The organism is Pedobacter psychrodurus, from assembly GCF_004331735.1.
In the GTDB taxonomy this organism is placed as follows: Bacteria; Bacteroidota; Bacteroidia; order Sphingobacteriales; family Sphingobacteriaceae; genus Pedobacter; species Pedobacter psychrodurus.
This window is the reverse complement of record NZ_SJSO01000006.1, coordinates 298,994-324,939: the sequence shown is the minus strand read 5'-3', so window position 1 is coordinate 324,939 and position 25,946 is coordinate 298,994. Positions and strand designations below refer to the sequence as shown.

Below are 25,946 nucleotides of genomic sequence, written 5' to 3'. Positions count from 1 at the left end.
GGGTCTCTATTTTTATTGAAAGATATATATGCTTTAGAATCCAAATTAAATCACCTTGATTTCAAATCCCTGAATATAACTATATTTGGGGATTATATTCTCCAAATATAGTTATATTTGGGGAATAGATAGGGTTTATGATTAAAAGAGCACTGCAACAAACTTTAGAAAGTAAAGTTGATTTCAAAAAAGCAATAGTTGTACTTGGTCCAAGGCAGGTAGGTAAAACTACGTTGATTAATAAAATCGCTGGCTCCTTAAGTGATAATTATCTCTACATCAATGGAGATGATCCTGGTGTAAGGTTATTATGGAACAATCCAACACAAGCCTTTATCAATACTTTTATTGGTGATGCTAAAATTGTTGTATTTGATGAGGCACAACGGCTTGAAAATATAGGTTTGACTGCTAAAATGATCATTGATGCCCAAAAAGATATCCAACTCTTTATATCTGGTTCCTCGGCTTTAGAGATTGCCAGTCAGATTAATGAACCCCTTACGGGGCGTAAATGGGAATATCGACTATATCCGCTGTCGTGGAGGGAACTAAAGAACCAATACTCCTTCGCCAAAATCCATCCACGTTTGGAAGAATTTTTAATTACAGGGATGTACCCAGATGTGATCAATCATGGGGAAAATGCAATAGAAATATTAAATAACCTTGCTGGAAGCTATCTATATAAGGATATTTTAGAAGCAGGCGGTATCCGTCGACCAGATGCACTCCTGAAACTTTTGCAGGCACTTGCCTGGCAGGTGGGAAATGAGGTTTCTTATAACGAGCTTGCCCAAACTGTGGGGATTGATAAGGCAACGGTTAATAATTATATAGATCTGCTGGAAAAATCATTTGTTGTTTTTCGCTTAAATCCTTTGGCTAGAAATTTAAGAAATGAGATCAGCTCTTCCCGGAAAATCTATTTTTATGATAATGGGATCAGAAACAGCATTATTAATAATTTTGCGCCGATTGCTCAACGTAATGATATTGGTGCACTGTGGGAGAACTTTATTATTAGTGAGCGCAAAAAAAACTTGGCCTATAGTGGTTTTTATGGCAATACTTATTTTTGGCGAACCGTAAGTAGAACAGAAATAGATTACATTGAGGAACAGGATAACAAAATAACTGCTTTTGAACTGAAATGGAATCCTAAAGTAAAAGTAAAATTCCCTAATGCTTTTATAGAAAAGTATATTCCTGAGGCGGCCCATGTTATAAATAGGGATAATTACTGGGAATTTTTATAAAATCAGCTTCTTGCCGTTTCAAAAAATATCCCGTTTTTTTAATGGACTACTTTTCCGTTCATTAATGGAGTTGTAGCAAAAGGGATTCTGCTTAGGGATTTTTTAGTCTTTCACCTATTTCCCAAACAAAGTTTTATAAATAGAATATTTGTAATTATCCTCAACCGCACTGGCTAGAAAATAAGGGGCTTCGAAAAGTTCGGTTAGCTTTTTTCTTAACTCAGCAAGAAACTCCGGTTTAATTTCTTCCAAATAAGCTCCCGATAGGTTTTGCCTACCCGACTTAAACCAAACGCCATCTACGCTCATTGTTTTTACTACATAGAGGTTGGGCTCTACAAAAGTTCTGCCCGAGAACTGTTCATAAGCATAGGTGTATAATAAAGTTTGGATTAAGGCTTTATTGATATGTTTGCCATCAGAATTGAACAACTCTGGGATATCTTTAAAAGTTAATTTATCACTTCCGGTTTTGTAATCGATTATTTTGGTTACACCATCTTTTACATCAACACGATCGATGAACCCAAAAATTTTGATGCTGGCTTCTTTCCCATTTAACGGGAAACTGATTTCTGCCTCTACTTTTTGCTCGAGGCTAATGATGGTAAATGGTGTTTGCGCTTCATCCTGATTTAAAATGATGTTTACATAAGCATCAACAATTGATAAAATTACCTTTTGCATGCCTTTATATTCCATCACCTTATCGGGGTTTTTGAACATTACGGCATTAAAAGCCTTATGTATCAGCGATGGGACTTTTTTACGTTTTTCTTTGATACGGTCTGCAGTAATTTCGGCCGACCTCAGATCCTCATAAAAATACTCCATCACTTTGTGCAAAATGGAACCGATTTCATTGGCCTCAACCACAGCACTTACTTCCTTAGGCTCTTTAATACCGGCAATGTAATTGAAAAAGAAATCGATCGGATTGGAGATATATTGTGTAAGTGCCGATGGTGAAAGAACTTTCTTTTTATCGAGGTACTTTTGGAGGGTTTCCTGAATAAAAGCATTATTTGTTTTTTCAATCCTGACTTCTTTAAAGGCTTCGGTTTTTACCTCAAGATTAAGCTCGTTATAGGTGAAATCGAAACCGCTTTCATATTCGAGTTGCTTTAAAATCCTGCTGGCCTCACCAGAAGTAGATTCGTCGGTTAAGCTATTATAAACAAAATTGATGTTTTTTGCCCTTTGCATCAGGCGGTAAACCATATAAGAGGAAATGGCATCGAGGTTTTCCAGTACCGGAAGACCATAAACACGGCGGATGGAATCGGGAATAAAACTGTTTCCGATAGATGATTTTGGGATAATGCCTTCATTGAAGCCTAAGATAACAACTTTATCGAAGTTTAGGTTCCTGGTTTCAAGTAATCCCATCACCTGGATGCCGTTTAGCGGATCGCCAGAAAGCGGAACGGCAATGGCCTGCAGCGATTTTTGAACAAGATAAATCACAAAAGGGATTTCTTCTTTTCCGATGTGGTTGCTAAAGGTATCGTGCAGTCTGTTTAATTCCTGAATGGTTTTTACGAAAAGCTCTGCATCGATTTTTTTTAGTGTTTTTGCATTCGACAAACGCGTTAAAACATAATCGAGCACATCCAGTAAATTGGTTACCACATGCTGCGGATCCTCGATTTTTTTATAAAAAGCTTCAAAGAGCCCACTTTGCCGAAGTAAACGTTTGTGGTCAATCTCAACTTCGTTTTCTTCCAGTAATGCGGTTAAAATCTTATCGCGCATTTTCTGGGTTAAACCAGTTAATGGGTGCGTTAAAAAAGCCTCCACGTTTTTGTAGGTCACTTTATCGCGTTGCAAAATCTCCAGTTGACTGCTCAGCCATAAATCAACGAGACCAAAAATACTAGAGGTTGATAGTGCAAAACCCATCGTTACGTTGAGGTCGATTTCTTTTCCGTTAAGAGAGGTTGGAATAGTCTGTAAAGTGGGAATCAACAAACTTTCATCTGCTAAAACCACTACAGTTTTACCAACAGTTTCTGCATCTGTATAATCTGCTTCTAAAATGTTGTTCAGGATTTTGGCTTGTGCCGATTGTCCCTGAACTTTGAAAACATTTACCTCATGCTTTGCAGATCTCATTAAACTTTCCTGTTCCGCAAATACATTTTTTAAACCGAGCAGATTGATGTTTTTCCGTAAAAACAAACCTGCTTCCTGCGATATGTCATCTAAATAATAGGTGTCGGCATCAAAATAAAACAAGGCGCTATCGGCATTTTGTAGCTGGGTAAATATTTTAGCTTCGGCACTACTTAGTGCATTAAAACCAACAAAAATGATCTTACCTTTATCAAAATTCGAAATAAATTCCTGGTGATTGGTAATGTCATCAGCCAGGTGGCGGTAAACCGAGCCATTGGTTAAATAGCCCTGTTCTTTAAGCGCTGCATGGAATTTATGGTAGAGCTTTGGCATCCTGCGCCACATTTTGATGAACAGTTCCTGCTGTTTTTTATGCTTTCCTTCTGAATAGGAGGTCCAGAACTGCGAAAGGAACTCATATTGCTCAGGGCTCAAATAATCGAAATCTTTATTGATGACCGATATATCTTCCAGATCTCGGTATAATTTCTCTGCATCAACCAGGTCGGCATCAATCTGGTTAAAATCACTTAAGATGATTTTAGCAAGGGGAAAGAACTTATGGCTTGATATGTTTTCCAGTTGCTCTTCAGCTAGCAGTTGGTTGTAAATCCGGTGTAAAGTGAAAAATTGTAGGTAAAAGTCAGCAATTTTATAATTGGTGGAACTGGCGAAAAATTCTTGTATGGTAAAAAATGAAGGGCTGAAAAATGGTTTGCCAATAATATCTGCAAAGTGTTTCTGTAGATAGGCAGAGGGCCGTTTATTGTTAAAAACAATGGCACAGTTTTCCAGCTGATTTCCAAATTTGGTAACTAAATCTTCGGCAACTTCCTGTAAAAATGGTTTCATGTATAGCGTTTTTAATCGTTGCCCTGGTTTTTTAATTGCAATTCAATAATTGCTTTATCGTTTTCAAGCCACTCTGCTAACTGTTTCTCTGTCGGCAAATACATTTGATATTTTGATGCGAATAACTGTTTACTGTCCTTTAACATCGAATACTTAACAACCGTTTCTTCTTTATCAGTACAAAGAATGATTCCAATAGTTGGATTATCGTTTTCCTGTTTTTTTAAATCATCAAACATTTTAATATACATATCCATTTGGCCAACATCCTGATGTGTAAGTTTATTGGTTTTTAAGTCAAATAGAACAAAACACTTTAGGATATAGTTGTAGAAAACCAGGTCGATATAAAAATGGCTGGTTTCGGTACTTATTCTAAACTGCCTGCCTACAAAAGAAAATCCTTTACCCAACTCTAATAGGAATTGCTGAAGATGGTTAATTATCCTGGTTTCTATTTCTTTCTCGTTTAATATTGAAGGCTGCTCGATTTTCAGAAACTCCAAAACATAAGGATCTTTAATGAAATTTTCTGAAAGCTTTATATTATCAATAGAGGAGGGAATTTCTTTCTGGCCCGATAATAGTCTTTGAAAATATGATGAATTAATATTTCTTTCCAGTTCTCTTGAGCTCCATTGCTGGTTTTCTGCCTCACTTAAATAATATGTCCTGGCCTGAACATCATCAACCCTCATTATTAGTCGGTGGTGTGTCCAACTCAAATTGCTACGCAGTGCGTACGATATTTCATCCGTTTGATTATCAGTTATTTTCAATTTCCTACGCAGTGCGTAGGAAATTGGATTATTGGTGTCTTCAACATCTGGATAGATAAGGTAAAATTTCCTAAAACTCTCTAGAGTTGCGACAGAGAAGCCTTTGCCAAATTCTGAAGATAGTTTTTTTGACAATGTTTTAATAATTTCTTTCCCATAAGTTGCCTTTACATTTCCTCCTTGCTCGTTTTCAACTATTTCTTTGCCGATTTGCCAATATGAAATTACCATAGCCGTGTTAACTGCTTTGTAAGCATCGGCTCTATATCGTTTCAGTATATTTAAAACGCTGTGGTATAAATTGTTTGTTTCTTCCATACTACACCAATTTCAACTTGCCTTTAACCGCATAAAAAAGATACGTTTTAATGTTTTGATAACCCATTTCCGAAAGTAAAATCCTGTAATTATTTACCTGTTCGATATGCTTGTCACTTTCTTCCAAAGTAAACTTGTAATCAAGAATAATTACTTCGTCAGCATTGATCAACACCCTATCCGGACGGTGGAGTTTTCCGTGGGAATCAATTATGTTTTTTTCTACGATGCTTTCGCTCACTTTACCTAAAATGACCTGAAGTTCGGGATTGTTTAATACTTCAAGTGCTGAATCGATTAATTTTTGTTTTTCTTCTTCTTTGATAATGCCCTGCAAAACCAGATTGGTGCTGTAGTCATTAACCTCTTTTTCGGTACTGGCACTGGCCAAAATATCATGCAATAATGAACCTTTTCTTCCTGATTTTTCGATATTGACCAAATGCTTTAAATGTTTGTCTTCTGAGGGGATATAAAGCTCCGATAATCGGGTAGTAGTTGGGTAACTTTTTAAATTGATAAAGTTCGAATCCTCCGATTTACTTTCAACGGTTACATAATCAACAATTTCGTACACACCATTTTCATCAAACTGCTCATCGAAAGTGAAGTTGATTACATCGCCCATGTTGGATAATTTCAATTCCTTTTTTGCCATTGTGGCGATATAGAGGTAATCTTTTGAACGAGTGGTAGCCACATAAAGCATATTCAAGGCATCCATGTTGTTATAAAGTAATTCTTCATAATATGCTTTCGCAATTGCCGAATCGGCCAATGCTTCATTGTATTTTAACGGAATACCTTTAAGCTCTTTGTAAACCGTTTCTTCTGAAGAAACCCAAAAAGTACTATTGGGCTTACCTTTAATTTCCCAATTGCAGAATGGCACAAAAACAGCCCTAAAGGCCAAGCCTTTAGATTTATGGATGGTAATAATTTGTATGGCATCTGCACCTTCGGGTGAGGGTAATGATTTTTTGATACCATCTTCTTCCCACCAGGTTAAAAATGAAATAATGCCTTTTTCGCCAAGTTTACCAGCAGAAGCGGTTAAATCTCTAAAAGCCAACAAATAGGGCAAATTAGCGGTCAGATTTTTTAAATCATAACTTTCAATTAAAATTTCTACAAGCTCAGGCAAGGGGAGCTGTAACCAACTTTGCCAGTTTTGGCATAGTGCTACTGGTAAAACCTCCGTGAGGGTACTTAATGGTTTATGGTTGAGGTTCAGGTAATGGTTGGCATTGATCTCTTTCTCCTGCAAAGAATGATAGAGTGCGATACAATTTGCTTTGTACAACGCTGTTTGCGTTTCTAAACCGATCAATACTTTTAGTGTGTTAATGATCAATTGTATGGCCGAATTGTTCGAAATTAATAAAGCATCGCCCGACAGAACCGGTAATTTATGTTCCATTAATTTTTTAACAGTCAATAAGGCCTCACTGTTTGAACGTACCAAAATAGCAATATCTTTCAGTGCATACTGTTGCTCGTTTTTAAGGTGGTTTATTTCCTCAACAATATCATCTAAAGCAATATCTCTGAAAACGGTTTCGGTAAAACGGGCTTCGTTGGGTGCATGATCTTTGCCGAACTTTTTAATTTTTATCGTTCCCCCTTTTAAGGTATTGGTGGCAAAGTTCTGCGTTGAACCACCATATATGTCAGTAATAATCTGTTGGTAATGTTGTTCTTTCCACCATTTTGAGATGCTCTCAGGTTTGGTAGCCAGATTTTCGTTCAACTCGTTCTGCAGGGTTAGTGGGATAGCCTTATAAAGAAAATTGTTGAAAGTGATGATGTTCTCTGCACTTCTATAATTTTCCTCCAGGCTCTCTTCCAGTACATTTTCTGCACCAACATCAAGCTTGGCGTGTTTATGCAGGATGTTCCAGTCGCCATTGCGCCAACGGTAAATAGATTGTTTGGTATCGCCAACAATCAGGTGATCGGTCATATCCTGACTAGGCGTAGCCATCGCATTTGTTAAAAGCGATTTAAAACTTCCCCATTGGCTGGTAGAGGTATCCTGAAATTCGTCGAATAAGAAATTACGGTAGCGGTTGCCCACTTTCTCCCAGATAAAGGAAGGGTTATCACCTGCATCTTCGGTAATACCCGAGATCAGTTTTTGGGCATCGCTGATGAGTAGGTTGTCATTTTCTGCCCGATACTCTTTCAATAGTACGGCAATTTCCTGCATCAACCTTAAATAATAAAGGTTTTTATTAAAGGCAATGGCCAGACTGTAATTTGGTAAATGTGCTAAATAATGCGTTTTTAATTTCTGAAGGATAGGATTTACCGTATCGTAAGCCTCTGGAAAATTTGCATTTTTTTGAAACCACTCATTCGGTTCGTCAATTAAATTGAAAAGTGGCTCTATTTTAGAAAAATCGCCCCTGGCAACCAAAATAACTTTAGCGAGCGGACTACGCGATTTCCCTTTGAGGTGTTCGGCTTCAACGCCAATTACATTTAGGCCTTCATTAGCCTCGGTAGCTAGTGTAATCAGCTCCTCTTCAAAGTTTTTGATCTCTGCTTTGGTAACACTAATATACTTTTTAAATAATTCATCGATGTTTTCCAAACCGAGTGTACTTACCGCATCTTCAAAAATCTGGAAACGCTCAGAAAATATTTCTCCGATCAGGTTATAGAGTTCGAATTTATAGTTCCAGCTTTTGTTGTCGCTGATGCGCTCAATAGCCAGATCGATGATCCATTGTAAAAGCTGTTTATTATGATCTAAAGCTTCGTCTAATTTGGCTACTAAATCATCCTTCACCTTATCGTAATTCATTTCTAAATTATAATCGGCATTGAGGCCCAGCTCGAAAGCAAAACCACGGATTACTTTTTGTACAAAGCCATCAATCGTACTTACTGAAAAGCGGCTGTAATCGTGCAAAATTTTACGGTAGATCTTGTCTGCCCTGAACTGTAATTCCTGTGGACTTACCGTAGGATAGGCCTTTAAGATCAGTTTCCGATAATCGTCAATTTTTTTCGATGGATTGCCATTTGCCAGCCCGAGCAGTACCTCCAGGATTCTGGTTTTCATTTCTTCGGTGGCCTTGTTGGTAAAGGTTACCGCTAAAATTTCTCGGTATTTATTGTCTCCGCTAAAAAGCAGCGTGAGGTAATGAGCAGTAAGACTGAACGTTTTACCGGAACCTGCGGAGGCCTGAAGAATTTTGAGGGGTTGGGGCATATAGTTTTATTTATTCCCCTCCTTTGGAGGGGTGCCCGCAGGGCGGGGTGGTTTAATCTTACCCTAACTTACAACAATTTAAAATTTTCACGAAATCATGATATCAACAATCCGTTTGGATCAAGTCTTTTTACTTCTTCGTTTATTGAGGGTTTTATGGCTGATCCTCGCAGGGCGTTCGGCCATTTCGATTGGAAGACCAAGCAGATCGCGGATCACAACTGATGCACAGGCACCACCAAATGCAGCGGGCAAATAAGATACCGTACCATAAGCTGAGCGTTTGAAATTACTTCCGTCAGTCATAATCATGGAGTTTTTATCCATTTCTTCTGTTGAGAAAACGGCTTTTATTCTGCTGGCATTGGCGAGTTTGTTCAATCTTTTCCGCACGTAACTGGCAAATACACATTGATAGGTATCAGGAAGCAATGTAATCCTTATCCTGGTGGGATCCATCTTGCCACCGGCACCCATTGAGCTTACAATAGGAATGTTTTTTTCTAATGCTGTGCCTAATAAAGTGATTTTTGGCATTACACTATCGATGCAATCCATGATGTAATCGAAACCGGATTCTAAAATTTCCCTGCATTTCTCTGGAGTAAGAAAAGTATTTACCACATGGAGTTTTAGTTCGGGATTAATGGACAATAAGCGCTCTTGCATAATTGCGGCTTTACTCACGCCATGGTTGGTTGCTAAAGCAGGTAGCTGCCTGTTTCTGTTGGTCGGGTCAACTACATCACCGTCAACAATGGTCATTTCGCCAATTCCTGAGCGGCAGATAAATTCAGCAGCAAAAGAGCCAACTCCACCTAAACCAATCACCAAAACGTGTTTCGATTGTAGTTTTTCTATTCCGTCGTTTCCAACAAGTAGGGCAGAGCGCGAAAGCCAGGTAACATCAGACATATTTTAATTATTATTCTACCACAGATAAAAAGGATGAACACGGATGTTTTAATTTTAGTCTGTAGTTTATTTTCTATTTTATTTTAGCCACCGAAAATCGGAGTGACACAGAGTCTCAAATTATTCCGTGCTTTCTGTGTCTCCCTGGCTAATTCTTTGAATTCAATTTTTTCCAGTCGGTAAAAATACGAGCTTTAAGTTCATCAACACTACATTTTTTTAAAATGGCTGCGGCCTGGTAAATTTCTTCAATCGATATATCAGTATCATCTGTTTCCAGGAAAAAATTATTGGTACTTTGAATCAGTTTTGCCGCACTGGAGTTTTCCTTTAACACAGCTAAACCAAATGAAAGGAGAAATCCTTTATCCAACAATTGTTGACCAAGTTCTTCATTTTTATTAAAACCATGGATGATCATCGGTACTTTAACTTTCAATCGGTCTTTGATAGCAATCAGTTCGGAAAAGCATTTGACACAATGCAAAATCAACGGTTTATTGATCTTTTCCGCCAAACCGATCTGTTTCTCTAAGATTATGATCTGATTTTCTAGTTTTTCGCCTCTAAACCGATCTAAACCACATTCGCCAATCTGCTTAACATTCGGTTGATTAGCCACAACAGTTAAATACTTCATTTGGAGCTCTAAGTGATCAATTTTGGCAAACCATGGATGTAAACCAACCGAAATCGGTTTTGTTTTAGGCATAGCTAAAAAGATATCGTTGGTTAACGATAGGCTTTGAATGCTGATTACCCCTGCTTGTGTAGCCGTTTTATGGGTATGTATGTCTAAAAAATCCATTGAAAAGCAAAGATAATGTTTTGATGGCTGATGTAATATGGGAAATGGAAGATGTAAAAGAGGCGGAGAATGAAAAATCAATGTGCCATTATCCATTTTACATCTCACATTTTCCATGAAAAGGAATGTTTCCCCTCTGTAAAGAATTTGCTAATAATCTGCAACGGTACAAGACTTTATTACTTTTGCTTAATTATTATTCTAAAAAAATCATGAAAAGATTAGTCATTTTATTAACGGCTGTATTGATTTCGACTGCCGCTTTTAGTCAGGCGAAAAAAGAAGGCGTTCATATCTATAATCCACAGGCCGATGCTAAAGCCGAAATTGCTACAGCGGTCGCAAAAGCAGCGAAAGAGAATAAACATGTATTGTTACAGGTTGGCGGGAACTGGTGCAGCTGGTGTATTGCATTTCATCATCTGGTTGACAGCACAGCAGTGCTAAAAAAATACATTAACGATAATTTTGAAACTGTTCTGGTTAATTACAGTCCTGAGAACAAAAACGAAAGTGTTTTGGCTAGTTTAGGTTATCCTCAACGCTTTGGCTTTCCGGTATTTTTAATCCTTGATGGTAAAGGCAAAGTATTACACATTGAAAATTCTTCTTATTTAGAAACCGAAGAAGTTGGCACTAACGGTAAAAAGAAAGTTGGACATGATGTAAAGAAAATAACCTCGTTTTTGAAAGGATGGACAACAACAGCGGTTAATCCCGAAACTTATAAGGCGAAGGCCAAATAGAGGTTTATGGTAGAAGGTAAGGTTTAGGGTTAAGATTGAACAACAATAACAGAAGCCTAAAAAGATTAAAAAGCCGTCCCGATTTACATCGTGGCGGCTTTCTTTTTAATCATCTAAATCGTCTTCTTCCACCTCATCATCAAGGTTTAGTTCGTAAGAAGCTCTCGACGCTTCATCAGCTTGTTCCAACAGATCTTTATCGCCCTATGCCGGTGTCGTCGCCACTAATTTCATTGATATTTTCTACATAATCCTCTCTGCGTAAGCATCGTTTGAATAATTGTCATCTGCTGGATCTATCATAACATTAAGGTTTTATATTAGATAATCGTTTTGAGCAAAGAATTGTTTTAAAGAAAGCTAAAAGACTAAAGCTGAAAGACCAAAGATCTGGGCACCCGGATAGACCTGGCCTCTGTAGCTAGAGATTCTTCGCTGCGCTCAGAATGAAAAAATATTAATTCTTTGTGTACTTGGTGCCTTTGTGGTCAATAACTATTGGCCATCTCCAAATTTATAAAACGGAGCTATACTTACTGGTAATTTGCCTGTTGGTACCAATCTATTGTTAATCACTGCAGCAGCTGAAATCTGCATATAATCTTCTTTTTGATAGGAAACAACCAAACCTTTACTATTTTCTAAACCAGATAAGCCGGCCAGATTATATGGATTTGCAAACAGCGCAAAAACAGCATTCTTTGTTGATAATTCTTTAATAAAGTTCTTTACTCCTGCATTTAGCGGGATATTATTTGCTGGCCTTGCACGACTATCGTGGATACCTACAATTACCTGATCAAATGCGCCGATTTCGCGGGCAATGTTCGAAATCTGCGAAGCAGTTGCATCTTTATCCAGCACGTAATAAACAGAATTATAATAACCTTTCGAAATCTCTTTTTGGAAAGTGGTTACCGAAGGTACACCGATGCTGATAATGGCTGTTCTTCTAATCGGAATAAGACGTTTGATATAATCTTTACCTTTTAACAGGGTTACTGATGCATTGGCAAGTTCCTGCACTAAAGCATTACTCGCCTTGCGGTTTACGCCAGCAACAACACCTTGGGTTACTATGGTATCGCGCTTGGCCAGACCGGCCCAGTATTTTGCGGTTAATATTTTACGCACACTCTGGTCTATTTCGGCCATACTAACACGATCCTGTCTAACCGCCTTACGCACCAATTTAATGGCCCTGTCACTATTTTCTGAAAGTTCTATGATATCATTACCTGCAATAATGCCCATCAAATCAGCCTCACCATCTTTAAAGTATTTTACCACACCTTTCATGTCCATTGCATCCGAAATGATCAAGCCTTTAAAGCCTAATTTCTGTTTTAAAATGCCTGTAACAATCGGCTTGGAAAGCGTAGAAGGTAAGTTCGGCGTATTGTCTAACGAAGGGATGTTCATGTGTGCAATCATCACGCCAGAGGCTCCTTGTTTAATCAGTTCTTTAAAAGGGTACATTTCTAAGGTATCCAGTCGGGTAGCCGAGAAAGTAAGCTGAGGCAGATCGTAATGCGAATCTACATCAGTATCACCATGACCTGGAAAGTGCTTCAGTGTGGTTAATAAACCGCCATCTTGCATGCCTTTCATATAAGCGGCAACCTTACTGGCTACATTGTATTTGTTTTCACCGAATGAACGGTAGTTGATAACCGGGTTTTTCGGGTTATTGTTAATATCAGCATCAGGAGCTAAATTCATCTGCATACCCATGCGCTTGTAATCTTTGGCTACTTCTAACCCCATTTTATATAACAGCTCTTTATTTTGGATTGCGCCAAGCGCCATTTGATAAGGATAAGCGATGGTACTGTCTAAGCGCATCCCCAAGCCCCATTCTCCATCGTTGGCTACAATTAATGGCACCCTGCTTAATTTTTGATAGGCATTGGTGGCTAAAACCTGTCGGCCGGGGCCTCCTTGAAAAAAGATAACCCCACCTAATTGTTCTTTTTTAATCACCTGACCAACTGAATCGGTATATTTTTTACCCAGATTGGTATGCGCTCTAACAAAGAACATCTGTGCAATACGCTCTCTGCGGTTAAGTTTGTTAAAAACCGAATCGACCCATTTAGGTTGATTGGCCAATAATTCTAAATAGGTTTTTTGTTGTGCACTCGCAGAAAATGCGGTACCACAAAGGGCAATAATTATAAATAAGTTTTTTCTCACGTGTTTTGTTGTATCTGCTGCCGCTAAATTAATAATCAAAAGGCGAATTAAACAAAAACCAATCCAAGTAATCGATTTAATACAATATGTTGTAAGCCTGTTGCTTTTATCGGCGTTAATTTAGGGTTGTTGATGGCGTGCTATTTGTACATTCCTTTGCCTTCAATGAAATCTATCACTTTATAAGGCAGGAAAAACTGGATATTCTTTTTCTCCTTAATGGCTTTGCGGATAAAGGTTGAGGAAATTTCCATTAAAGGGGTTTTGGTAAAAGTGATGGAAGGGTGGTTTTTCCATTCACTTACATTCGCCTCGGGGCGTGGGTAAACGTAAATCTGGTAGTTTTTTAAAAGCACCTCGTAATTTTTCCACTTTTTGAATGATACCAGATTATCGGCGCCCATAATCAACACAAATTCCTTTTCAGGATATTTTTCGTGTAAGTAGGTTAAGGTGTCGATTGTGTATGATGGCTGCGGCAATGCAAATTCGATATCGCTCACACGGATGTGTTCAGCATTTTCTGTCGCCAATTTGGCCATTTCCAAACGGTCGTACATATTGGTCAAGCCACTTTTATTTTTTAAAGGGTTGTGCGGAGAAATCACCAGCCATACTTCATCAAGTTCGGTATGATTAGCCATGTAATTGGCAATAATTAAATGCCCAGTATGGATTGGGTTATATGAACCAAAGAAGAGACCGGTTTTCATATTTGTGGTTTACCAAAGCGCTTTAACCTTATAAAAGCTAAAGTTTTGGTCTTTTGTTAAAATCGTTAAGTTTTCAGAAATGCCTTGAGCAATCAATATCCGATCAAATGGATCGCGATGATGAAAATCTAATTCATTCAGCTTAATAATATGATCGAATGAAATTGGCAATATTTCTATTTGATTCTGATCAAGAAAATCTAAAATTTTATCGAAATCTGCGCTTAAAGAAAGTTTGTTCAATTTAGATTTAATTGCAATTTCCCAAATACTAGCAATGCTAATCAAACATTGATTATTTAGGTTTTTAATTTCATTAACTATCTTCTTTGGTAAGGATGAATCTCCATTTATAAACCAGATAAATGTATGCGTATCTAACAGGAGCTGCATTACATATAATCTTTAAAATCTTCTAATGGTTCATCAAAATCAGCAGCCATTTTAAAGAAATCTTTGGCATAGCCAAATTGCCTTTCTTTCAATTTTTTACTTTCTTTCGATTTTTTCTTTAGGGATGAGACAAAATCAGACACTTGCTTCTTCAGGTCTGAAGGCAATGAAGATATTTGGCTATATAATTGAATATCAGTCATCACTCAAATATAAAGATTTCTACTTTCTTTAGAAAACTATTTCTTCAAAAAATCTCCCACCAATTTTTCTGCTTCTGCACAAGCTGTAGCCAAATCGTAATTTTTTAAGATCACATCAAACTTATCTGCATAAAGCAGTTCTTTTTCAGCTTTAATAAAACGTTCCTGTAATTTTTCAGCGCTATCTGTTCCGCGGCCACTTAAACGTTCTTTTAGAACATCTAATGAGGGTGGTTGAACAAAAATAGCCAAAGCATCTTCTTCATATTTTCTTTTCAAACGGATACCGCCTTCTACATCAATATCGAAAATAACATGTTTGCCATCATTCCAGATGCGCTCTATTTCTGAACGTAAAGTACCATAAAAAGTGCCGTTATAAACCTCTTCAAACTCTACAAATTCCTGGCGTGCTACTTTGTGCAAAAATTCTTCTTTACTAATAAAATAGTAATCGTTTTCATGTGTTTCAGCGCCTCTCAATTCGCGGGTTGTTGCAGAAATAGAAAAGCTCAGCTCAGGAAATTTCGTTAATAAATGATGTACTATGGTGGTTTTACCTGCCCCTGATGGTGCTGAAAATATGATTAATTTGCCTTGTTTCATTTTGTAAGCTGAAAGCAAAAAGCTGAAAGACCAAAGCTGCTTTATGCTTTAGTCTTTAGTCTTTCTCCTTATAATACGTTTAATAATTGTTCTTTTATCTTTTCTAATTCTTCTTTCATACCTACAACAAACTGCTGCATCTGGGCATCATTTGCTTTAGCGCCCATGGTATTAATTTCTCTTCCTATTTCCTGAGAAATAAAACCCATTTTTTTGCCGTTAGCTTCTTTGCTTGCTAAAGTTTGCAAGAAATAATCGCAATGGCTTTTTAAACGTGTTTTTTCTTCAGTAATGTCTATTTTATCAATGTAATAAATCAGTTCCTGTTCGAAACGATTCTGATCGATATTTACTTTGCCTACCGCATCGTCCAAAAATTGGGTAAATTTATCACGGATAGCGGTAATCCTTTTAGGTTCTAATTCTTCAACTGATTTAAAGTAAGAAAGGATGTTTTTTATCCTCAGTTCTAAATCGGCCTTTAAAACAGCACCCTCATCTTCTCTGAATTTATTGAAATTGGCCAGAGCCGATGTGAAAATCTGGAAGATATGGTTCCATTCATCCTCACTAACACTTTCTTCCTTGTAACTGATTACATCAGGAAAAGTTAATGCTGTTTGCAATAAATTGCTACTTCCAGCACCTAATTCGTCATTAACGGCAATAAGTTGTTTGTAATAGTGGCTTAATAATGCCGTATTGATGGTAGCACCTGTAACTTCACCATTGGTGCGTTCTACATTAATGCTTAAACTTACCTTTCCGCGCTCGATGTCTTTGCTGCAGATGTTGCGCAGAATTAACTCTTTATCAGAAAAAGCTTTAGGATATTTTAAATTCAGCTCCAGGAATTTACTGTTGAGCGATTTGATTTCGACACTATACTTTGCATTTGCATAATCGGCTGTTGCTAAGCCGTATCCTGTCATGGATTTTATCATGCGCAAAGATAGGGTTTTAAGCGGAAAGGAGAAATAATAATGGTTAAGGAGTCAGAGTTGTGGCATACCGGCATAAAATACCTTAACATTTAGAAAACCAGCGTTCAGTATTTCTTTGGGGATTGCTGCCCCGCTTTACGCTTTACTTCGTTACACTACGTGCTCGCTGCAATCGGGTTTATGTATAGAGTTGGGTAGCTTTTGGCAAGTCCTGTTACCTACTGGGTGCAGAACCGCTGTTCCTAAACCTGATGGGAGTGGACATCCCCGATTCTTCCATCGGGATAAAACGGACAGCAGGACTGATTTAGCCAAAAGTACCGAAGCCCTCATTTTCTAATAAAATAGGACATATTGTAAGCTAGGCTACCAACATTTCCAAAATCGTATTAAAAAATTTTTTCTTTAACATTTCTAAATCATCGGCTACTAATCCTTCAACCTCAATAGGTCTCCCAAATGTTGTGTTAATCAATCCTGGGTTAAGCGGACTAAAAACCTGTGGAATGCAGATTACAATGGCTACGGCATCCAAAAACTAACTGTGGTTGCCCACGCATATGTACGCTCGCGACGTATCAATTTCTTTACCTCCTGAAGAAAACCATAAGCAGGTAAGTATGCTAAACTCCATGCCCAGAATTTTAAAAAGTAGAAGGAAATTTCCCTTCCTGTTTTCTCTTTAAAAATACCTGTACTGATCAGAATAAAGGGACAAACAATAAGCATGAGTATAAAAAATACAATTGCGGTATAGGTAAAACCCGCCCATTAGTTTTCTCATGATTATTAACGTTTATTTAACAGTTTGCAAGGTTAACAAATGTTAATTTTACAAAATTATTGGTAGATGGGAAACTATTTTTCATCCCTTTTTTCATTCATTAAGGGAGATAAATTAGTTTTCTAGTCAAGATGTAACAATTAAGGCAGAAAACAAACAACAAAACCAATCTGCTGTTAAAATAGAAACCTAATTTGCGCTACCAGATAATTTAACTTGCCATTTTAACGCAATGAAGCATTTAAAAATTATTCTTCTACTGATCATCTTAATACAGGGCTTAAAAATAAAGGCTCAGGAATTTGTGTTAAAAGGGGTAGTGATTGAAAAAGGCTCGAATGTGCGGATTGCTTTGGCCGGTATTACCAATATCCGTAGTAAGATGGGCGCTATCAGTAACGATATTGGAATTTTTCAGTTAAGTGCCCGCATTGGCGATACGCTGTTAATTCAGAAAAGAAACCTGAATGAACAAAAAGTGGTGGTTAAAACAGATGATGACCTGGTTATTTATTTAATTAGAGGAAGTACAATGTTAGATGAGGTTACGGTTAAAGGCCAGACCAAAAAGCAGGAAATGGAAAGCATAAAAAGAGATCTGAAAAGAAATGGCTCATTTTATGCAGGTAGACCGCCATTAATTTTATTAAACCCATTCGGTGGAAGTCCGATAACATTTTTTTATGAGCTTTTTGGGAAAACACCGGCAAGAGCACGTAATTTTAACCGTTATTATAAAAAGGAGCTAAGTTTGATCGAGGTAGACAAGTTTTTTAATAAAAGTTTAGTCTCGAACAATACTACATTAACAGGGAAAGAACTCGACAAATTTCTGCTCGATTATTATCCAACCAACAGCATGGTAAGTAACTGGAACAATTACGATGCTGTTAAATACATCAAAGAATCGGCTAAAAAATATACCGATACTTTGAAACACACAAATTAATACACCATGAGAAACTTTAAATTTGCCATTATACTCTTCGTTCTTACCTCGATTAGCTTCATTACAAAGGCGCAAGATTTTATTGTGAAAGGTGTGGTAATTGAGAAAGGCTCAAATATCAGAATTGCATTATCAGAAATTACTAACCTGCGTACTGGAATAGGTGTTGGGAGTAATGATATTGGTATGTTTCAGTTAAAAGCCAGAATGGGCGATACGCTCCTGGTAATTAAAAGAGATCTGATTGATCAGCGCGTTGTGGTAAACAGCGAAAAAGACCTGGTAATTTATTTGGTTAGGGGAAGTACCACGCTTGATGATGTAACCATTCGAGGCAATACCAAAAAAGAAGATTTAGACGAAATTAAGCGCGAATTTAAAAACAAGGGTGTATACAATGGGGGTAAAACAACCGTATTATCGGCTATCTTCAGTCCGTTGAATGCACTATATAACTTATTTGGCACAGATCCTAAAAACGCACGGAGATTTGGTAGGTATGCAGATAATGAAATTAAACAATCACAGATTGATGCATACTTTAACCAGAGCATTATTAAAAATAATACCGAATTAAGAGGAGATACCTTAGAAAAATACATGCTAAACTGTCGCCCTGAATTTGATAAAGCACAATATTGGAACAGCTACGATTACATCAAATACATTAAAGAATCTTCAAAGAAATTTACTGATACGCTAGGAAAGAGCAGGTAGTCCGGAGTCCTCAGTCGAGAGTCTGGAATCCGAAGTCTATAGTTGGAAATTGAGGATTTGGAGTTGAGCATTCTTCGTGCAGCGTATAAAGTCGGAAATCCGAGATTTTAGTCTACCGTCACAATTAATCCCCAACAATTTAACAATCCTTAACCATGGAGCAATTCACAGTTTAGTACTCTTGTACAGTTAACCGATTAACCAGTTTATACAATTAACCTAATAAACCAATGGCTACTGAACCAATGAATTTATATACTCAACGATTCGCAAGCTTTTTCAGCCGCTAATTTTTCTGCGTTTTTCTTGTTGTAATCTCGTCCGGTACCCACTTTTTCGCCTTCTACTACAGCACTAATGGTAAATAATTTAGCACTTTCGCCTTCACCATTTTCTGCCAGTTCGAACATTACGTCCTTGCCATGGCGTTGGCACCATTCGATCAGTTTACTCTTGAAGTTAGTTTCGGTAAGTTCTAAGGTGTGAATATCGATATGCGGTTTTACAATTCTGCGCAATAAAAACTCTTTGGTAAAGTTGTATCCCTTATCCATGTAAATGGCACCTATAATGGCTTCAAAAGCGTCGCCCAGCATCGAATTGTGCTTGGTTTGGATGCTCACAGAACGTTGATCGAACTGAATGAGTTTATCGAAACCAATTTTCTTTGCCAACTGGTTTAAATTAGCCCGGTTCACAATCTTTGAGCGCATTTCGGTTAAGAAACCTTCTTCTTTGTAGGGGTAGTGTTTGAAGAGCAGTTCTGCTATTACCGAGCCTAAAACAGCATCGCCTAAAAACTCTAAGCGTTCGTTACTGCTCCTGCTTCCGTTTTTTAAAACTTTGGCTACAGAACGGTGTCTGAACGCCATTTTATAGAGCGTAACATTACCAGGAACAAAGCCTAAAATGTTTTTCAGCTTTTTAACAAACTCCTTTTCGGGAGAAAGATAAAGTTTATATAATTTTAATATCGGCATTAAACAAATAACACAATTAACGGCTAATAAGCATATTTAACTAAGTTATCTATTTTTAATTAGCATACAAAATTATATAGCAGGGCTGTTTTAAATTAATCTTCGTATTTTTTAAAAATAACAGAAGCATTATGGCCACCAAAACCGAATGTATTACTTAAGGCAGCTCTAACGGTACGTTTTTGCGCCTTATTAAACGTAAAATTCAATTTAGGGTCAAATGCAGGATCATCTGTAAAGTGATTGATTGTTGGAGGAACAATATCGTTTTTAACAGAAAGAATTGCTGCAATAGCCTCAATAGCTCCAGCTGCACCTAAAAGGTGGCCAGTCATTGATTTGGTTGAACTGATGTTTAAACGATAAGCATCTTCACCAAATAATGTACCAATGGCTTTGGTTTCACTAATATCACCCAGTGGTGTAGAAGTGCCATGTACATTGATATAATCTATATCAGCAGTTGTTAAACCAGCATCTTTTAGTGCATTGGTCATTACCATTCTAGCGCCCAAACCTTCAGGATGTGGTGCGGTGATGTGGTTAGCATCGGCACTCATTCCACCGCCAACAAGCTCTGCATAAATTTTTGCACCTCTTGCCTTTGCATGTTCAAGTTCTTCTAAAATAATGGTTCCTGCACCTTCACCAGCTACAAATCCATCACGGTCTTTATCAAAAGGGCGTGATGCTGTTGCCGGATCATCGTTACGTGTAGATAATGCATGCATGGCATTAAAACCACCCATACCCGCTTCGTTAATAATCGCTTCAGAACCACCGCTGATAATCACATCAGCCATACCCAAACGGATATAGTTAAATGCATCAATCATTGCGTTTGTAGAAGAAGCGCATGCCGAAACGGTTGCAAAATTTGGCCCACGTAAGCCGTATTTGATCGAGATATGCCCTGGAGCAATATCAATAATCATTTTAGGAATAAAAAATGGATTGTATCTTGGCGTACCATCTCCTTTGGCGAAATTCGAAATTTCGTCCAGGAAAGTTTTCAATCCACCTATGCCCGCGCCCCAGATAACTCCGATCCGGTTAGTATCTAATTTTTCAAAATCAAAACCACCATCCTTCACAGCCTCATCTGTTGCTACAAGAGCATATTGTACAAACGGATCTAATTTGCGGGCTTCTTTTTTCTCCAAAAAATCTTCTGGATTAAAGTTTTTAACCTCGCAAGCGAATTTGGTTTTGAACTTTTCAGTATCAAAACCCTTAATAGGAGCAGCGCCACTCACCCCGTTAGTCAATCCTTCCCAAAAATCAGGAACATTATTGCCTATAGGAGTGAGCGCACCCAACCCTGTTACTACTACTCTTTTTAATTCCATTTATACTGAAAAAGCGTAATTCTATTTAACGTTTTTTTCCAAATAAGCAATCGCTTGACCAACTGTACCGATGGTTTCAGCCTGATCATCAGGAATAGCTACATTGAATTCTTTTTCAAATTCCATAATCAACTCTACGGTATCTAAAGAATCTGCACCTAAATCGTTGGTGAATGAAGCCTCTGGCGTAACTTCGCTTTCGTCAACACCTAGTTTTTCTACGATAATAGCCTTAACTCTTGAAGCAATATCAGACATAATTTTATAATTTAATGGTTAAATAATTCTGTGCAAAGAAAAATAAATTCTTACAATTTTCAAATGTTTTTATTTCGATACGTAATTTTGGTATCTCAATAACACAGCGAATATAGAATTAGTTTTTTAATTTCGTTCTGTAAATAATTTATTTCGCTTTGAATAGAACTTACCTAAAACTTACCTTAGACCTTGATTTTATACTAATTGCGATCACAGCACCCCTAAAAGACTATGTGCTTTGCCACAAAATTAATACCCGATTAAACACACAATTCGAAAAAATAGAAGACCACGAAATATTTTTTAATATTGATGAACCGGCCTGTTGTTTCTCTAAATATTACTTTTTTGTGGAGCAAGGAGAGGTAGAATACTACTTAATTTGCAATAAAAGCAGCGATGGTTTGCTAATTCCGGAGATGAGTAACGTCGATTTTTTCATTATTATTAAAGAATTTATAGATAAAGAAGATTTAGATTATCTGATCAATGGATTAAATAAACTGCCTGATATACAGGTGGCTGCAAAGATAGATCCGGTTAAGTTAAAAAGTAAGGAGAATTTGGTAATATAAAAATTATATACTTGGTGTATTAAATACACTATATTTGACGGTTACAAACAAAGAACAAAAAAACAAAATATATAAAATTTGATGCAGTTTGATTATTTTAGATAATAATTAATGCTTTCTTAAACTGCATTGCTAAAATCAATTAATTAAATGAAACCTTTTCATTCGAGAACTAAAATTGTTGCCACGCTTGGGCCTGCATCAGCAAAACCAGATGTATTATATAGTATGTTTAACGCTGGTTTAGATGTTTGCCGCTTAAACTTTTCACACGGATCACAAGCAGATCACCAGGCGGTTTTGGATACCATCCGCGATTTAAACAAAAAATACGATTATAATGTAGGTATCCTTGCCGATTTACAAGGTCCTAAAATCCGTATTGGTTTAGTAAAAGAAGGTGGTATTAACCTGATCAATGGTAAAACTACCGTAATTACCACTACCGAATGTGTTGGTAACGAAGAACGGATTTATATTACTTACCAAAGCTTCCCTCAGGATGTTCAGGCTGGCGAAATTATCCTTTTGGATGATGGAAAGCTGCAAATGAAAGTGATTTCTACCAACTTAAAGGATGAAGTAGTTTGCGAGATTGTTCATGGTGGTATTTTAACTTCAAGAAAAGGTGTAAACCTGCCAAATACCAAAGTTTCTATCCCTTCATTAACACCAGAAGACCGCGAAAACTTAGAATTTGTTCTAGAAAATGATGTAGAATGGATCGGTTTATCTTTTGTGCGTAAGGCTGATGACATTATCGAACTTAAAAAGATTATTGCAGAACGCGGTAAAACTGCCCGTGTAATTGCTAAAATAGAAAAACCAGAAGCGATTGCCAACATCGATGAAATTATTGCTGTTTCTGATGGCATTATGGTTGCCCGTGGCGATTTAGGTGTTGAATGTCCTATGGAAGAAGTTCCATTATTACAAAAAATGATCGTTGCTAAATGTAGAGCAGCCTCGAAGCCTGTAATTGTGGCCACACAAATGTTAGAGAGCATGATTACTACGCCTCGCCCAACACGTGCTGAGGTGAATGATGTGGCAAACTCTGTTTTGGATGGTGCTGATGCAGTGATGTTAAGCGGTGAAACTTCAGTTGGAGAATTTCCATTGATCGTGATCGAAACCATGCAAAAAATCATCCAGAACATTGAACAGAATAATTATCCTTTCAATCCCGATAAGTTTTTAAAACCAAAATCGCCATCTTTCTTAAGCGATGCCATTTGCGATTCAGCATGTTTCTTAGCGAAACAAACCAACGCGGTAGGTATTGTATCGATGACTTTAAGTGGTTATACTGCTTTCGAAATTTCGAGTCACCGTCCGGAAGCCTTAACCTTTATTTTTACCAGTAACAGAGCATTGCTTAACGCAGTAAGCTTGCTTTGGGGCGTAAGAGGTTTCTACTACGATAAGTGGGAAAGTACCGATAACACCATTATTGAGGTAAACGAATTCTTAAAAAGCAAGAAATTGGTTAAACAAGGCGATATCGTAATCAATACTGCTGCTATCCCAATGGATGCAAAAGGTAAAACCAATATGTTAAAAATTACGGTTATAGATTAATTTCTAATATCATATTTTAAAAATGCTCCCGATTTTAATCGGGAGCATTTTTTTTATCAATAAAAAATATACTTTTGCAATCCACCCCGGAGAGGTGTCAGTCCAAAGGACCCCTATGGGGAGTGTAGATCGAGCACGCTTGGAAAGTAGAGACTAATAAATTAAACTTTGTATACTTGCAATGAAAAATAATTATGTTTTATAGTTATATTTTAAAAAGTGAAAAAGATGGGAAGTACTATTATGGAAGTACTGAAAACCTGGAAGCAAGATTAATAAAACATAATAAGTGAGATGTAAAATCGACAAAGGCTAGGCGGCCTTTCATCATTCACTTTTTTGAAGAATTCAATTCAAGAAGCGAAGCTTTTAAAAGAGAACAATATTACAAGTCTGTAGATGGCTACATTTATTTGAAAAAAAATAAAATCATATAACCGGAGAGGTGTCAGAGTGGTCGATCGAGCACGCTTGGAAAGCGTGTGTACTGCAAGGTACCGCGGGTTCGAATCCCGCCCTCTCCGCAGCAAAAATGCCTTTAACCTTAGGATGAAGGCATTTTTGTCTAACACTTAAACTAATTCTTATGATGAAGTGTATATTGTCTATATTCCTCTTTTTAAACTGTGTATTGGTAACACAGGCACAGCAAAAAGTCTCTAATGAAAATAATGTAGTAGTATCGCCTAAGGATGTTTTAAAGTTTAAAGCTGCCAAAACGGTTCACTATAGTGACTTTGGTGCCAAGGGTGATGGAAAGACTGACGATATGGATGCTATCGCCGCAACCCATGCATTCGCTAACATACACAGCCTTTCAGTTAAAGCCGACGCTGGAGCCACCTATTATATTAGTGGAAAGGAACGTACAGCATTTATCCAGACGGATACAGATTTTGGTACAGCCGCCTTTATCATTGATGATACTGACGTAAAAAACCGCAATGCACCAGTTTTTACCGTGAGCTCATCTATGAAACCATTTAAACTGAAAACAATATCCTCCCTTAAGAAGAACCAAGAAAAAATCGACTGGGATTTACCAACTTCATGTTTAATCACAGTTACGAATTCCAATGTTAAACAATACATCCGCTTTGGTCTAAACCAAAATAACGGCTCTTCGCAGACCGACATCTTTCTGGTCGACAAAAATGGTAACGTGGATATGAGAGCACCAATTATTTGGGATTTTAATCAAATTACAGATATTACTGCTCTACCTATTGATGTGGGTCAGTTGAAGATTACTGGAGGTATTTTTACCACAATTGCCAATAAAGACGAATCAAACTACACCTATTATAACCGAAATATCACAATCAAACGCTCAAATGTGCTTGTTGAAGGGTTGCAACATCACATACAGGGTGAAGGAGATCACGGCGCTCCATATGGAGGATTTATCAACATCGCAGAATGTGCCAATGTAACGGTGAAAAATACCATTCTAACCGGGCACTTTGCATATAGCACGATTGGTGCTGCAGGTAAGCCGGTAACAATGGGCACCTACGACCTTTCTGTGAACCGTGCGGTTAACATATCTTTTATCAATTGCAGTCAGACGAATGATATTAACGACAGCAAATATTGGGGTATTCTAGGTTCAAATTTTTGTAAAAATCTGTTATATGATAGTTGTACACTTTCTAGATTTGATGCGCATCAGGGCGTTGCCAATGCTACCATTCGCAACTCAAACCTCGGGCACATGGGAATAAATGCCATTGGGAGTGGGCTCTTAACAATCGAGAATTCTACCATACGTGGGCGAAATTTTGTAAGCTTACGCCCAGACTACGGCAGTACATGGCAAGGAGAATTGGTAATACGCAACTGTGTATTTGTGCCAGCAGGTGGGAAATCTATTAGTGCTTCTTTAATAGGCGGATCTAATTCAGGTCAACATGATTTCGGCTACACCTGTTATTTACCAGAAAAGATTACGATTGAGAATCTCCGAATTGAAGATACTAAGCACCCTGATAATTACCAAGGGCCTGCTATTTTCGCCAATTTCAATCAAGAAATGACAGGCACTAACTACGATGAAAAGTTTCCTTATGTCAGAAATAGCAAGGTTATTCTAAAAAATATTACCACTGCCAGTGGAAAAGCACTAATTATCAGTAATAATCTTTTTATGTTTAAAGATGTAAAGGTTAAGATTAATTAAATCATGAGAACAATATGTTGATGAATTTAATTAATTTTAAAGACAATTTTTATGTGTGATTTCTTGATGGTACAAAAGATGGTGCAGATACTATCCTATTTATTTGCTTTGTAAAGCAGGATTATCTGCATTACAACTTTTGAACTTATTCATAAATACCCTCACTACGTTTCTTATTCTTATATATTTCTCTTATTATTCTGAAAAAAAAAGTACCTCAATAGGTAGCTAATTTTTGTCGCGGAAACTTCTTTTTTTTATCATTTTTGAAGCTAAAGCGTCTTGTTTGGGAGGAAATTTAGGATAATTTCACCTTAATTATTGCCGTTTTGTTGTAAGGATAACGCCAATACTTCACCCATTATTGCGCTTATAAAAATATAGTTCTTAAACGTTGTTTCAGTGCTTTATACCTTATATTTTTGGCTTTTCGTCTCTTTGAGAATTATTGTTAAAGCGTTGATAAACAAAGTTTAAAAGTGTTTTCAATATAATGAGAAG

General features: G+C 37.2%; 24 protein-coding genes and 1 tRNA gene. 9 read left to right on the top strand and 16 right to left on the bottom strand.

Annotation, left to right across the window (positions count from 1 at the left end; translation table 11 throughout):
* Positions 1-137: 137 nt before the first annotated feature.
* Positions 138-1,259: an ATP-binding protein gene (locus EZ456_RS09825; protein ID WP_131529649.1), complete on the top strand. Its 1,122-nt coding sequence runs from the start codon at positions 138-140 to the stop codon at positions 1,257-1,259.
* Between the two features lie 114 nt (positions 1,260-1,373).
* Here the strand turns inward: EZ456_RS09825 and EZ456_RS09820 are convergent, their stop codons facing one another.
* From EZ456_RS09820 to EZ456_RS09800, 5 genes are all read right to left on the bottom strand, one after another.
* Entirely contained in the window at positions 1,374-4,229 is a 2,856-nt protein-coding gene (locus tag EZ456_RS09820; protein ID WP_131529647.1) for a PD-(D/E)XK nuclease family protein, read from the bottom strand.
* An 11-nt stretch (positions 4,230-4,240) separates the two neighbouring features.
* Positions 4,241-5,326: a PDDEXK nuclease domain-containing protein gene (locus tag EZ456_RS09815; protein WP_131529645.1), complete on the bottom strand. Its 1,086-nt coding sequence runs from the start codon at positions 5,324-5,326 to the stop codon at positions 4,241-4,243.
* 1 nt (position 5,327) lies between these two features.
* Complete coding sequence (locus EZ456_RS09810) at positions 5,328-8,546, bottom strand: UvrD-helicase domain-containing protein (RefSeq protein WP_131529643.1); 3,219 nt, start codon at positions 8,544-8,546, stop codon at positions 5,328-5,330.
* Positions 8,547-8,666: 120 nt separating this feature from the next.
* Positions 8,667-9,461 carry a tRNA threonylcarbamoyladenosine dehydratase gene (locus tag EZ456_RS09805; RefSeq protein ID WP_131529641.1) on the bottom strand — a complete coding sequence of 265 codons (795 nt, stop codon included), beginning with the start codon at positions 9,459-9,461 and terminating at the stop codon, positions 8,667-8,669.
* Positions 9,462-9,609: 148 nt separating this feature from the next.
* The gene (locus EZ456_RS09800) at positions 9,610-10,269 is read right to left on the bottom strand and encodes a TatD family hydrolase (protein ID WP_131529639.1); all 660 of its coding nucleotides are present in this window, start codon (positions 10,267-10,269) and stop codon (positions 9,610-9,612) included.
* A 212-nt stretch (positions 10,270-10,481) separates the two neighbouring features.
* Here EZ456_RS09800 and EZ456_RS09795 point away from each other — a divergent pair, with 212 nt between their 5' ends.
* Positions 10,482-11,015: a thioredoxin family protein gene (locus EZ456_RS09795; protein WP_131529637.1), complete on the top strand. Its 534-nt coding sequence runs from the start codon at positions 10,482-10,484 to the stop codon at positions 11,013-11,015.
* Positions 11,016-11,510: 495 nt separating this feature from the next.
* Here EZ456_RS09795 and EZ456_RS09790 read toward each other — a convergent pair whose 3' ends face one another.
* From EZ456_RS09790 to EZ456_RS09760, 8 genes are all read right to left on the bottom strand, one after another.
* Positions 11,511-13,211: a glycoside hydrolase family 3 protein gene (locus tag EZ456_RS09790; RefSeq protein WP_131529634.1), complete on the bottom strand. Its 1,701-nt coding sequence runs from the start codon at positions 13,209-13,211 to the stop codon at positions 11,511-11,513.
* A 140-nt stretch (positions 13,212-13,351) separates the two neighbouring features.
* Positions 13,352-13,924, bottom strand: coding sequence for a nicotinate (nicotinamide) nucleotide adenylyltransferase (gene nadD / locus EZ456_RS09785; RefSeq protein WP_131529632.1), 573 nt, complete (start codon positions 13,922-13,924; stop codon positions 13,352-13,354).
* Positions 13,925-13,933: 9 nt separating this feature from the next.
* Complete coding sequence (locus EZ456_RS09780; RefSeq protein WP_131529630.1) at positions 13,934-14,317, bottom strand: type II toxin-antitoxin system VapC family toxin; 384 nt, start codon at positions 14,315-14,317, stop codon at positions 13,934-13,936.
* Positions 14,317-14,520: a type II toxin-antitoxin system VapB family antitoxin gene (vapB, locus tag EZ456_RS09775; protein WP_131529628.1), complete on the bottom strand. Its 204-nt coding sequence runs from the start codon at positions 14,518-14,520 to the stop codon at positions 14,317-14,319. Before vapB ends, EZ456_RS09780 begins: the two co-directional genes overlap by 1 nt.
* A 36-nt stretch (positions 14,521-14,556) precedes the next feature.
* Positions 14,557-15,126, bottom strand: a complete 570-nt coding sequence (gene gmk, locus EZ456_RS09770; RefSeq protein WP_131529626.1) for a guanylate kinase — start codon at positions 15,124-15,126, stop codon at positions 14,557-14,559.
* A gap of 68 nt (positions 15,127-15,194) precedes the next feature.
* Complete coding sequence (locus EZ456_RS09765) at positions 15,195-16,058, bottom strand: YicC/YloC family endoribonuclease (protein WP_131529624.1); 864 nt, start codon at positions 16,056-16,058, stop codon at positions 15,195-15,197.
* Positions 16,059-16,431: 373 nt separating this feature from the next.
* Complete coding sequence (locus EZ456_RS25315; RefSeq protein WP_205945065.1) at positions 16,432-16,605, bottom strand: hypothetical protein; 174 nt, start codon at positions 16,603-16,605, stop codon at positions 16,432-16,434.
* Entirely contained in the window at positions 16,593-16,799 is a 207-nt protein-coding gene (locus EZ456_RS09760; RefSeq protein WP_131529622.1) for a hypothetical protein, read from the bottom strand. Before EZ456_RS09760 ends, EZ456_RS25315 begins: the two co-directional genes overlap by 13 nt.
* A gap of 287 nt (positions 16,800-17,086) precedes the next feature.
* Between EZ456_RS09760 and EZ456_RS09755 the strand changes: the two genes are divergently transcribed.
* Positions 17,087-17,803: a hypothetical protein gene (locus EZ456_RS09755; RefSeq protein WP_131529620.1), complete on the top strand. Its 717-nt coding sequence runs from the start codon at positions 17,087-17,089 to the stop codon at positions 17,801-17,803.
* A 6-nt stretch (positions 17,804-17,809) separates the two neighbouring features.
* Positions 17,810-18,520, top strand: coding sequence for a hypothetical protein (locus EZ456_RS09750; RefSeq protein WP_131529618.1), 711 nt, complete (start codon positions 17,810-17,812; stop codon positions 18,518-18,520).
* Between the two features lie 251 nt (positions 18,521-18,771).
* Here EZ456_RS09750 and rnc read toward each other — a convergent pair whose 3' ends face one another.
* The 3 genes from rnc to EZ456_RS09735 all read right to left on the bottom strand — a co-directional run bounded on the left by rnc (position 18,772) and on the right by EZ456_RS09735 (position 21,107).
* On the bottom strand, positions 18,772-19,500 hold the full coding sequence (gene rnc, locus EZ456_RS09745; RefSeq protein ID WP_131529616.1) for a ribonuclease III: 729 nt from the start codon (positions 19,498-19,500) through the stop codon (positions 18,772-18,774).
* A 95-nt stretch (positions 19,501-19,595) separates the two neighbouring features.
* The gene (gene fabF, locus EZ456_RS09740; protein ID WP_131529614.1) at positions 19,596-20,849 is read right to left on the bottom strand and encodes a beta-ketoacyl-ACP synthase II; all 1,254 of its coding nucleotides are present in this window, start codon (positions 20,847-20,849) and stop codon (positions 19,596-19,598) included.
* Between the two features lie 21 nt (positions 20,850-20,870).
* The gene (locus tag EZ456_RS09735; protein ID WP_008508386.1) at positions 20,871-21,107 is read right to left on the bottom strand and encodes an acyl carrier protein; all 237 of its coding nucleotides are present in this window, start codon (positions 21,105-21,107) and stop codon (positions 20,871-20,873) included.
* Positions 21,108-21,265: 158 nt separating this feature from the next.
* Between EZ456_RS09735 and EZ456_RS09730 the strand changes: the two genes are divergently transcribed.
* The 5 genes from EZ456_RS09730 to EZ456_RS09710 all read left to right on the top strand — a co-directional run bounded on the left by EZ456_RS09730 (position 21,266) and on the right by EZ456_RS09710 (position 25,445).
* Complete coding sequence (locus tag EZ456_RS09730) at positions 21,266-21,685, top strand: IPExxxVDY family protein (protein ID WP_131529612.1); 420 nt, start codon at positions 21,266-21,268, stop codon at positions 21,683-21,685.
* Positions 21,686-21,835: 150 nt separating this feature from the next.
* Complete coding sequence (pyk, locus tag EZ456_RS09725) at positions 21,836-23,266, top strand: pyruvate kinase (protein WP_131529611.1); 1,431 nt, start codon at positions 21,836-21,838, stop codon at positions 23,264-23,266.
* A 194-nt stretch (positions 23,267-23,460) separates the two neighbouring features.
* Positions 23,461-23,559 (top strand): GIY-YIG nuclease family protein, encoded by a 99-nt coding sequence (locus tag EZ456_RS25805; RefSeq protein WP_205945064.1) that lies wholly within the window; start codon positions 23,461-23,463, stop codon positions 23,557-23,559.
* A 146-nt stretch (positions 23,560-23,705) separates the two neighbouring features.
* Positions 23,706-23,790, top strand: a tRNA-Ser gene (locus tag EZ456_RS09715).
* 62 nt (positions 23,791-23,852) lie between these two features.
* A complete protein-coding gene (locus EZ456_RS09710) occupies positions 23,853-25,445 on the top strand; it encodes a hypothetical protein (RefSeq protein ID WP_205945063.1) in 1,593 nt (530 codons plus the stop codon).
* Positions 25,446-25,946: the final 501 nt, after the last annotated feature.